9 protein-coding genes and 4 pseudogenes are annotated in these 9,611 nt (G+C 48.2%); 6 read left to right on the plus strand and 7 right to left on the minus strand.

The annotated features are described in order from the left end of the window. Positions 1-532: 532 nt before the first annotated feature. A complete protein-coding gene (gene murU, locus C7N83_RS11585; protein ID WP_106742809.1) occupies positions 533-1,231 on the minus strand; it encodes an N-acetylmuramate alpha-1-phosphate uridylyltransferase MurU in 699 nt (232 codons plus the stop codon). A 237-nt stretch (positions 1,232-1,468) separates the two neighbouring features. Between murU and C7N83_RS14320 the strand changes: the two genes are divergently transcribed. Beyond that, positions 1,469-1,684 carry a hypothetical protein gene (locus C7N83_RS14320; RefSeq protein WP_146135153.1) on the plus strand — a complete coding sequence of 72 codons (216 nt, stop codon included), beginning with the start codon at positions 1,469-1,471 and terminating at the stop codon, positions 1,682-1,684. 439 nt (positions 1,685-2,123) lie between these two features. Next, the gene (locus tag C7N83_RS11590; protein WP_106742811.1) at positions 2,124-2,468 is read left to right on the plus strand and encodes a transposase family protein; all 345 of its coding nucleotides are present in this window, start codon (positions 2,124-2,126) and stop codon (positions 2,466-2,468) included. A gap of 10 nt (positions 2,469-2,478) precedes the next feature. Here C7N83_RS11590 and C7N83_RS11595 read toward each other — a convergent pair. Further along, a pseudogene (locus C7N83_RS11595) lies at positions 2,479-3,181 on the minus strand (IS1595 family transposase). Positions 3,182-3,562: 381 nt separating this feature from the next. Between C7N83_RS11595 and C7N83_RS11600 the strand changes: the two are divergent. Continuing rightward, a complete protein-coding gene (locus C7N83_RS11600; protein WP_106742812.1) occupies positions 3,563-5,071 on the plus strand; it encodes a catalase in 1,509 nt (502 codons plus the stop codon). A 607-nt stretch (positions 5,072-5,678) separates the two neighbouring features. Here C7N83_RS11600 and C7N83_RS16270 read toward each other — a convergent pair. From C7N83_RS16270 to C7N83_RS17110, 4 genes and pseudogenes are all read right to left on the minus strand, one after another. Beyond that, positions 5,679-5,921 (minus strand): annotated as a pseudogene (locus tag C7N83_RS16270) (peptide-methionine (R)-S-oxide reductase); the annotation flags it as partial. Between the two features lie 41 nt (positions 5,922-5,962). After that, on the minus strand, positions 5,963-6,301 hold the full coding sequence (locus C7N83_RS16275) for a peptide-methionine (S)-S-oxide reductase (RefSeq protein ID WP_281256774.1): 339 nt from the start codon (positions 6,299-6,301) through the stop codon (positions 5,963-5,965). Continuing rightward, positions 6,285-6,467, minus strand: coding sequence for a peptide-methionine (S)-S-oxide reductase (locus C7N83_RS16655; protein ID WP_106742814.1), 183 nt, complete (start codon positions 6,465-6,467; stop codon positions 6,285-6,287). Before C7N83_RS16655 ends, C7N83_RS16275 begins: the two co-directional genes overlap by 17 nt. Continuing rightward, positions 6,451-6,627: a peptide-methionine (S)-S-oxide reductase gene (locus C7N83_RS17110; protein WP_106742816.1), complete on the minus strand. Its 177-nt coding sequence runs from the start codon at positions 6,625-6,627 to the stop codon at positions 6,451-6,453. Before C7N83_RS17110 ends, C7N83_RS16655 begins: the two co-directional genes overlap by 17 nt. A gap of 13 nt (positions 6,628-6,640) precedes the next feature. Between C7N83_RS17110 and C7N83_RS11620 the strand changes: the two are divergent. The 3 genes and pseudogenes from C7N83_RS11620 to rfaQ form a co-directional block, all read left to right on the plus strand. Beyond that, a pseudogene (locus C7N83_RS11620) lies at positions 6,641-6,988 on the plus strand (LpxL/LpxP family acyltransferase); the annotation flags it as partial. 91 nt (positions 6,989-7,079) lie between these two features. After that, positions 7,080-7,752: pseudogene (locus tag C7N83_RS11625) on the plus strand (IS1595 family transposase). 118 nt (positions 7,753-7,870) lie between these two features. After that, the gene (gene rfaQ / locus C7N83_RS11630) at positions 7,871-8,962 is read left to right on the plus strand and encodes a putative lipopolysaccharide heptosyltransferase III (RefSeq protein WP_106742817.1); all 1,092 of its coding nucleotides are present in this window, start codon (positions 7,871-7,873) and stop codon (positions 8,960-8,962) included. A 95-nt stretch (positions 8,963-9,057) separates the two neighbouring features. On the opposite strand, the gene C7N83_RS11635 is transcribed toward rfaQ, so the two are convergent. Continuing rightward, positions 9,058-9,611: transposase (locus C7N83_RS11635; RefSeq protein ID WP_146135154.1), on the minus strand; the 554-nt coding region annotated here is incomplete at its 5' end.

Consider the following 9,611-nt stretch of genomic DNA (forward strand, 5'->3'; position numbering starts at 1 on the left):
CGCCCGTTGGGTGCAGTTAAAGCGAACCGCTCTTTCCCGTTGGTAATCGTCGGGGTATTGTTCTGCGTCTTGGCGTTGTAAAGCCGTGTCTTCCCTTTGCGAGCCGTGACGGTTTTTTGCTCCGGTTGTTTTTTCCGGTTTTGAATAGTCGGGCACGGTCAATTTTTTAGATGGTCTGTTCAGTGGTGCGGCGGCAGGCCTTCCGGTTAATGCTTGCCGTTTTTTCCAAGCAGACAAGGTTGGGCGGTGCTTTTGCATGCTTCGGTAATTTTATGAATGTCTCCTTCGTTTCCGCCTATTCATGGCGCTTTGGCTGAGCTCAAGGGAATGTGCTGTCTACTTGTCTTAAATCCGGCGAGGTACGTCGGAGGGGGGTTGATTTTAATATAGTATAATTCATTGATTTATTTTAAATATTTACTTGTTTGAACAAAGGCGAAGTGAGGAAAATAGTGTATAGGTTCATTTCAACTCACAAAATTAAGCCGGTTCCATGTCTCAGCTGGTGCTTGCATCAGCTTTGGAATAAAGGTTACGCCCAGTCTTCCACCAAATGGTTGGCTTCTGCCAGTCGTTCGCTGGTGCCGACATCCAGCCAAAGTCCGTTATGTTTTTGGCCGCTGACTTGTTGATTGTCCATTGCTGCACGCAAAAGCGGTGCCAGTTTGGCTGCTTGACGGGCAGGTGTGTTTTTGAATAAATCAGGGCGGTAAACACCCATGCCGCTGAAGGTCAAGCCTTCTCCCATATGCGCGTCTGATACAACAAGGCCGTCTGAAAGCAATGCAAAGTCACCATTCGGGTTGTGTGGTGGATTGTCAACCAGCCACAAATGTGCCAGTTGCTGGTTTTGATTCAATTTTTGAGCAACGGGAAAAGCTGTTTGAAAATCGATGTTGGTTAACACGTCGCCGTTGATGGCCAAAAAAGGCTCATTGCCCAATAAAGGCAAGGCAGTGGCAATGCCGCCGGCGGTTTCCAAACCACCGGATAATTCCGGCGAGTAGGCAATGTTGACGCCGTATTGTGCGCCATTGCTTAAAGTTTCTTCGATTTGTTCGCCCAACCATGCATGGTTGATGACAATTTCCGTGATTCCGGCTTGTTTCAGACGGCGTAAATGCCAGCCGATAAGCGGCTCTTTGCCGACTTTTAACAGCGGTTTGGGGCAAGTGTCAGTCAAGGGGCGCATGCGTTCGCCGCGGCCGGCAGCCAGAATCATTGCTTTCATGTGTGTCCAAAAATTCCGATAAATATTTGAAATTGTATAGCTGATAAGGTGCTCCGACAAGTTGCGGAATGGACGTATCGTGCAGTTTATTGAATTTAACATCCGATCAGCATAAATTTCAGACGGCCTTTTTATCGTCGATTACAGTATCGACATAAAAAGGAACAACCATTATGGAGTCTGTGTGATTTTAACCCATCTCAGAAAGAATAAAGATGAAGAAAACTGCCTTTATGGTTGCCAGCATGTTTCCCGGTGGTGATTCCGGTGGACAATCCATTGGATGAAGCACCAAATATTTATGGTGTTTGGCGTTTGAGCGATGTTGGCGGCTATTCGCCTTATGATCCCAATGCGATTTTTACCATTAATATAGCGATGACGGTTTTGGTGCTGCGTCGGAATGCACTAAGATATCGGGTCGATATGGTATGGGTGGCAATTATGTGCTGACTTTTAACCAAACCCAAGCAGGTAATCAATGCACGGAAAATATGGCAGAGCGTAACTTGTCTCATGAATTGCAATATGTACGCGGCTACCGTTTCCGCCCCATTTGGAATTGTTAAATGAATAAGGCAGTGTGGTGCTGGTGGGCAAACGTTTGGGCAGCGGGAAAGCTGCAGGCCAAGCAGATTCGGGTGAGACATCTTATTTATTGGATGCGCGCTGCAATTGAATATGGGGCTTAGGGCTTTCTGACAATTATTTGTCATAAGAATGGTGAAACCTTTGCAAAACCCTAAAACTTCTCTAAATTCACCTTGAAAGAATTTAGAGGGATTTCCCATGAGCAGCTTCTTCCGCCAACAAGCCCAAATCATGACAGTCAAGCATATCGCCAGCTATCCTTTTATCGAACCTAACTAAGTATTTAATTGGCTGAAAGAAATTGCACATCACCTCAGCCAGGGCCCGCGAGAGCAACCTTTTCGAGCCTTTACTGTCAGGCGCCAAACTTGGAACAACTGTCTGTGCCGATAAAGACGATGGCGTCAAAGCCAATCAAAGAAGGCAGCTTTCAGACGGCGTTATGCGCAAAGCGCGCAGAGACAAACCTTTAACAGAGAAAGACAAGCAGCGCAACAGGCAGCTATCGGGGAACTGTTATGCGGTTGAGCAAACTTCTGAAAAATTAAAGAATTATCGTGGCATTGCAACCCGATATGACTGTTTGAAACAGGAATGTGAAAGTGCCGTTATCTTGGGATGTATTATGTTGTGGCTACCTTTATGACAAGTCATTGTCAGGAAGCACTAGGAAGTAAAAACAATAAAATCGGGCTATTTCGAAGTATCTTCATTAATGTTTTACCAAAATATTCATGAGAGTGGTTAAACCTAAATTCCGCCTCCTTCAAATGCAGATAAACATGTCTTTCGAAATACCATAAAATTTAGACAGCCGCCTTTTGGCATCATTCCGGAAAGATCCGATACCATCGATATGCTGCGTCCTGCAGGCAAACTCATCGGCATTATGATGGACACGGCAATGCTTCTCATAGCCCATATCTACAAAACCACCATATGCCTTCCGGTCATCGATGTCGATTTCGCCGTCGGCAGAAATGTGGCCGCGTATCACTTTGGTTAACGGAGTTTTTGATGTATCAGGAACAATCCTGCCATAGATAGCGCTGTTACGTTCGTTACGTTTCAATATTCCGAAGACAATTTTTATACCCGAAGCACCGCACCCGCGCTATCCCTGATACGTCTAAGGCCCGTCTCTCCCGACAATGCCGGACAAGGGTGAATTGGGTTCGCATCAGGATGTAATCCTGAGTCTGATTTTCAAAAGTAGACAGGATGGATGCTGCGGACACTGATAGCGGTTATTTTGGCGGTATCGGAAGCGGTTAACTCAAGCGCGGAACAGCGGATTATTGCGCTGAATTTTTGCTCTGAAATTTTGTTGAACTTTTGATATTTATTTTTTAATTTCATATCAGGAACTTATCACGTTTTTGGGTGATTTTGCTTTCTAGAATTCTATCTTATTCATTTAATTTAAGTTTTCATAAAAATTGTGCGGATGGCTGCGGTTTGTGCCACATATGAATGAGAATGGACTGTTGCTTCGACAGGATGTTAATGATTTGAACTTAATTAAAGTCGACAACAGATAAAATAGCAAAAAATAATCGATTAAATAGTTTTAATAGCTAAAATATTCGTGTATATTCTGTTTCACCGTGTCACGCAAACCGATCTGGCGGCAGTATATTATCCGGCCATGATATAAAAAAAAAATCATAAAAGCAGGTTAGCGAACCGTGTTTTTTTAAGATTCTCCCATTTAATAACGCAATACCAAGGAGCAAAACCATGAATAAATGTCCTGTTAACCACCTGACCATGAGCAACGGCGCGCCTGTTGCCGACAATCAAAACAGCCTGACCGCCGGTCCGCGCGGTCCGTTGTTGTCGCAAGACTTGTGGCTGAATGAAAAATTGGCTGATTTTGTGCGCGAAGTGATTCCCGAGCGTCGTATGCATGCGAAGGGTAGCGGCGCATTCGGTACGTTTACCGTGACCAACGACATTACCCGATACACCCGTGCCTCGATTTTCAGCGAAGTCGGCAAAAAAACCGAAATGTTTATCCGTTTCTCTACCGTGGCTGGCGAACGTGGCGCGGCTGATGCCGAGCGCGATATCCGCGGATTCGCCTTGAAGTTTTACACCGACGAAGGCAACTGGGATATGGTGGGCAACAACACGCCGGTATTCTTTATTCGTGATCCGCGCAAATTCCCTGATTTGAACAAAGTGGTAAAACGCGACCCGCGCACCAACTTGCGCAGTTCGAACAACAACTGGGACTGGTGGACATTGTTGCCAGAAGCCTTCCACCAAGTGACCATTGTGATGTCAGATCGCGGTATCCCGCGGTCCTACCGCCATATGCACGGCTTCGGTTCGCATACTTACAGCTTCTGGAATAAGGAAGGCGAGCGTTTCTGGGTAAAATTCCACTTCCGCACACAGCAAGGCATTGAAAATCTGACCGATGCCCAAGCTGAAGCCGTGATTGCTAAAGACCGTGAAAGTAATCAGCGCGATTTATATGAAGCGATTGAGCGTGGCGAGTTTCCGAAATGGAAAATGTATGTTCAAATCATGCCGGAAGCGGATGCGGAGAAAGTCCCTTATCATCCGTTTGACCTGACCAAAGTATGGCCGAAAGGCGATTACCCGTTGATTGAAGTGGGTGAATTCGAGCTCAACAAAAATCCGGAAAACTATTTTGCCGATGTCGAGCAAGCGGCTTTTGCGCCGAGCAATTTGGTTCCGGGTATCGGCGTGTCGCCGGATAAAATGCTGCAAGCCCGTTTGTTTAACTATGCTGATGCCGGACGTTACCGCTTGGGTGTCAACCGCAATCAGATTCCGGTGAACGCACCTCGTTGTCCGGTTCACAGCAACGCCCGTGATGGTCTCAACCGCGTTGACGGCAACTATGGAAGCTTGAAACACTACGAACCAAACAGCTACGGCCTGTGGCAGGAGCAACCGGAATTTGCCGAGCCGCCTTTGAAAATCAACGGTGATGCTGCTCATTGGAATTTCCGCGAAGATGATGAAGATTACTTCAGCCAGCCGCGCGCGTTGTTCAACCTGATGAACGACACGCAAAAACAAGCCTTGTTTGACAACACCGCTGCAGCAATGGGCGATGCGGCAGATTTCATCAAATACCGCCACATCCGCAACTGCTTTATGTGTGACCCTGCTTACGGCGAAGGCGTGGCCAAAGCCTTGGGCATGACTGTTGCCGATGCGCAAGCCGCACGCGCAACCGACCCTGCGCTGGGCCAGCCGGGTTTGCTGTAATGCGGCCGACAATCAACGGGTGGATTGATTCACCCGAATGAAGCTTAATGTTTCCAAGTCGGCAAGGCCGTCTGAATCTGTTTCAGACGGCCTTATATATTACACCCCATACAAGGGGGCGTTCATGGTTTTGGACGTGAATAGGCTATTTGGCAGCTAAATCCACCACTAATACCGTTTGTTCGATTTTCTCAGTGGTGATTTTATGTGTTTTCAAAATGTCTTAAAATTCTCCGAATACGCTCAAATTAATTCGAATGGTCTGTTTTTTAAGTCTGTCTAATTTTTTGGTTTGGATGTTGCTGAACAGGCCGGATGCTCCCTTAACCAGCAAGCCGGCGTTCCAACAATAAACTGTCTGCGCCGTGGCCGGTGAACGTTATGCCGGTGGTGATCAAATAATTGATGCGGATTTGATTAGGTGTGGTTTCAATGGGATGTTTTTGCCGCTTTATTTTTTATAATATTGCTGATTTAAAAGAATATTTTTAGATTTGCCTAATCGGTTCGCCAAGATAGATATCGGGGCCGTCTGAACATTCGGACGGCCTTGGTTTAATGTTTGAAACAGGTTTCAGACGGCCTCAACCAGGTATTCCCATTCGCCCTAGCCTTCTTCGTCCATTTTGTCCAACAGAATAAAACGTAGGCTTGCGCCGTTGATACAAAAACGCAGGCCGCCTGCCAGTTCTTGCGGTCCGTCGGGGAAAATGTGTCCCAAATGCAAATCGGCGGTTTTGCTGCGCACTTCAATACGGCTCATATCATGGCTCAAATCCCCCAGCACGGTGATATGCCCGTGTGCAATCGGCTTGGTAAAACTGGGCCAGCCTCAGCCTGAATCGAATTTATCAGCAGAGCTGGACAAAGGTTTGCTGCTGACAATATCGACTAAAATACCCGGCCCGAACGAGTGGCCGTCAGCGGGCGTTCGGTACTGCTTTGTTGGGTGACGTAATATTCTCCGCTGCCCAGTTTTGCCTGAATCTCGCTTTCAGACGGCCCGGCGAACGCGCGCGGTGTGACAGTGTCGGCGGATAAAGGTTTGTGTACCAAAAGGATGTTGATATGGCAATAGCCGTTGGGATTTTTGCCCAAGTAATCTTGATGGTAGTCTTCGGTAGGATAGAAATGTTGTAAGGGTTCGCATTCAATCACAATCGGTATGGCATGTTTTTGCTGCTGGGCGGCCAATGCGACACGGATAACCGGCTCATCGGCGGTGCTCATCGGCGGTGTCGGTGTAATAAATACCGGTACGGTATTGCTTGCCGACATCGTTGTTTTGGCGGTTGGGCAAGGCCGGGTCGATGATGCGGAAATAGTATTGCAATATAAATATATCAGTCAAACTGATTTTTTCATCGTCAAAGGCCACTTTATATCGTTTCTGCATGTCCGGTGTTGCGGTGGCAAATATCTTCGTAAGAAGGATTTTCGGTGCAGCTGTTGGCGTAGCCCGAAACTGCTTCCGATACACTGTGAATGCGGCGAAAGTAGGCTTCTATGCCCCAAAAACAGCCGCCGGCGAGACAAATGGTCTGTGCCAGCGTCATTCTACATTTGCCCAAAAGCGATGCGCCGTTTCTTTATCTGCCCGATCAGGATTTCGGCCAAAACGATTCGATTTTTGTCGATTTTTTCGGCCTCCTCACTGCCACCATCACCGGTTTGAGCCGTATTGCCGGCATGGCGAAGGCCAAAGTGATTCCGGCGGTTCCGTTTCGAGAGGCGGACGATACCGTAACCTTGCGCTTTTACGCCCCGTGGGAAAACTTTCCCGGTGGCGATGTGGTGGCAGACACACAGCGTATGAATGATTTTATCGAAGCGCGCGCCCGTGAAATCCCCGAGTAGTATTTTTGGTTGCATAAGCGTTTTAAGACACGTCCGGAAGGAGAAACAGGGTTTTATTGATTACATGAAGTTACAAAATTTCAAGGCTAGGCAATTAAAATTGAAGGGGTTTAAGAAGAAAACTCATAAAACTTTATGGTAAGCCTATGATATGTATATTAAAAACAAGTACCCAAAGGCCGGTAAACTTTCCGGGCAGAAATTCCGGCAAATATTACACCTTTCTGCCTTAGATTTGACTGCTTCCGACACAGCCGGATTAACGGCAGCCAGTGTCCGAAGTGCCAACAACCCGTTCCCCAAACTGCGGCACCGTATTGCTGACGAATGTGGGAAGCAAACCCTGTTTTCAGGTATCACCGAACCGGATGGGCCTTATTCCGGTGCCCGACGCATTCGTGGCAAACGGGCTCGGGGAACCGGTGGAAAAACCACCGTATTGGGCATATTGAAGCGTGATGACAAGGTCCGTACCGGAACCGTACCCGGTGCTTCAAAAGTCATGCTGCAAAAGGTTATCCGGGGCTATCTCCCTATCAAAGGCGTTACCAATACCGGTGGCCGGCGTGGTTCTGGTTGATATGGGCTGTGAAAAACACTTCCGTGTCCGTCACGCAGGTAACGGGCTTGCCGGAGGGGTTCGGCATATCAGCGGAATGGGGTCATTTTGGGCTTATGCAAAAAACAGGATGGTTGAATTTAACGGCGTATCCGGACGGACGTTTTATTGGCACCTGAAAGAAACGGAATTCCGCTTTAATCACAGACATGATAACCTGTATGCAATTTTGTTGGAAATGTCACGGAATATGCCTTTGGATTAGATTTTCTTCCTGAGCCCCAAATTGAATAACTTATATGGAGACATTCCCTAAAATTTCTATTCGTTTTACAATTGCGAATCATTCTTCATTTTGTGCCATAGGCCGTCTGAAAGTCGTTATGTCCCTCACCGACCCCAAACAAATTTTAATCATCAAATTACGCCATCACGGCGATGTTTTGCTCACCACGCCGGTGGTGGCCGCCATCAAACAGCGTTTTCCCGATTGCGAAGTCGATATGCTGGTGTATCAGGAAACAGCAGACATTATCCGCGACAATCCTGATATTTTAAATATTTTCAGCGTAGACCGGTCGTGGAAAAAACAGGGGGTCAAAGCGCAGATCAAGCATGAGGCTGATTTGTTCAAACTGCTCAAAGCACGCCGTTATGATTGGGCGTTTAACTTGTCCGACCAATGGCGCACGGCAGTGATTGCCAAATTCTGCGCCCAATGCAGTGTGGCTTTGGATTATAAAAAACGCGACAATGCGGCATGGCGGTTTTTCCATGATTTCATCAATCCCGATTTGGACGCGGGCCATCATGTCGTAGAGCGGCATTTAGCGGTGTTGCCGCCACTGTTGGCGCGCGGGGATTGCGGTGACGCGAAAGTATTGTTGACGGTAAGCGGTGAGGCACGGCGCGGTTGGGAAGCCAAACTGCGCGAACAAGGCTGGCGCGGTGAGGGCTATGTGTTGGTGCATCCCGGTTCTCGTTGGTTGTTTAAATGTTGGGAAGACGGTAAAAATGCGGCGGTGGTGCAGCTTTTGCTTGACCACGGCTGTAATGTGGTGCTGACGGCCGCGCCCGATGAAGCAGAACGCAATATGCTTGATGAGATTTTAGGCCGTCTGAATGTGCCGTCAGGCGTGAACGTGTGGGACATGGGCGGCAGGCTCAATCTGCGCGAATTAGCAGCAGCCATTGACGGCGCACAACTTTTTTTCGGCGTCGATTCCGTGCCCATGCACATTGCGGCAGCTTTGGACAAACCGCAAGTTGCCTTGTTCGGCCCGACATGGGTAAGCCGTTGGCGGCCTTATTCGGAACAGGCGGACGTGGTATGGGCCGGCGATTTCGGCGAGTTGCCCCATCCGGAAAGCATTAATACCGATAATAAAACGCGTTTGCTCGGTGAAATTCCCTTGGAAGCGGTATGGGAAAAAATTGCGTCGAAACTAGGGTGTCCTGCCAATTCCTTATCATAAGGGCAGCCGTCACACATGCCAAGGCAACTATGCCTTCGTCGTGAGGCTTCAAGCGGTCGTAGCAGGTAGCGGCAGCACGAAAATGCTTCAAATTTTCAAAGGCATTCCCAACCCAATGCCTCATTTATACAAGTACCCATCCATAAGTACCCATCCATGGATACATTCAACCGTGCCCTGTCTCTCCGATCAGGAATATCCGGCTTCACACCCATACCGGCAGGCTGTTGCCCGAACGTATCCGGGTCACCACCTTTGTCGGCAGCCGGCATTCCGGTTGGCGGCAAATCAATCTTATCTGACAATTCCGGTGCGGTTGTGATGTCACTGGCCGCTCCGGGGGTGACCTTGAAACCGACAGGATTGCCATCGGCATCAACCGCCAAATGGATTTTAGCGGTGTTGCCGCTGCGGCTGTGCCCGACAGCACCGGTTTCACCAACGGTTGTAGCTGCATGCTGGCGGACTTTGATGTGACTGCCCTCCACAAACACCGATTCCATACCGGGAAATTCAGATAAGGATTTGGGGATGCTTTGAAAAATTCCTTTTCCCGACCATCTGTAGAAAGTGCGCAACAGGGAATTTGCTTTGTCCAAAGGGGGCGGAATGCCTTCCCACGGTATGCCGGTCCTTACGCGGTAGCGTA

It is taken from the genome of Neisseria iguanae (genome assembly GCF_003013245.1).
Lineage (GTDB): Bacteria > Pseudomonadota > Gammaproteobacteria > Burkholderiales > Neisseriaceae > Neisseria > Neisseria iguanae.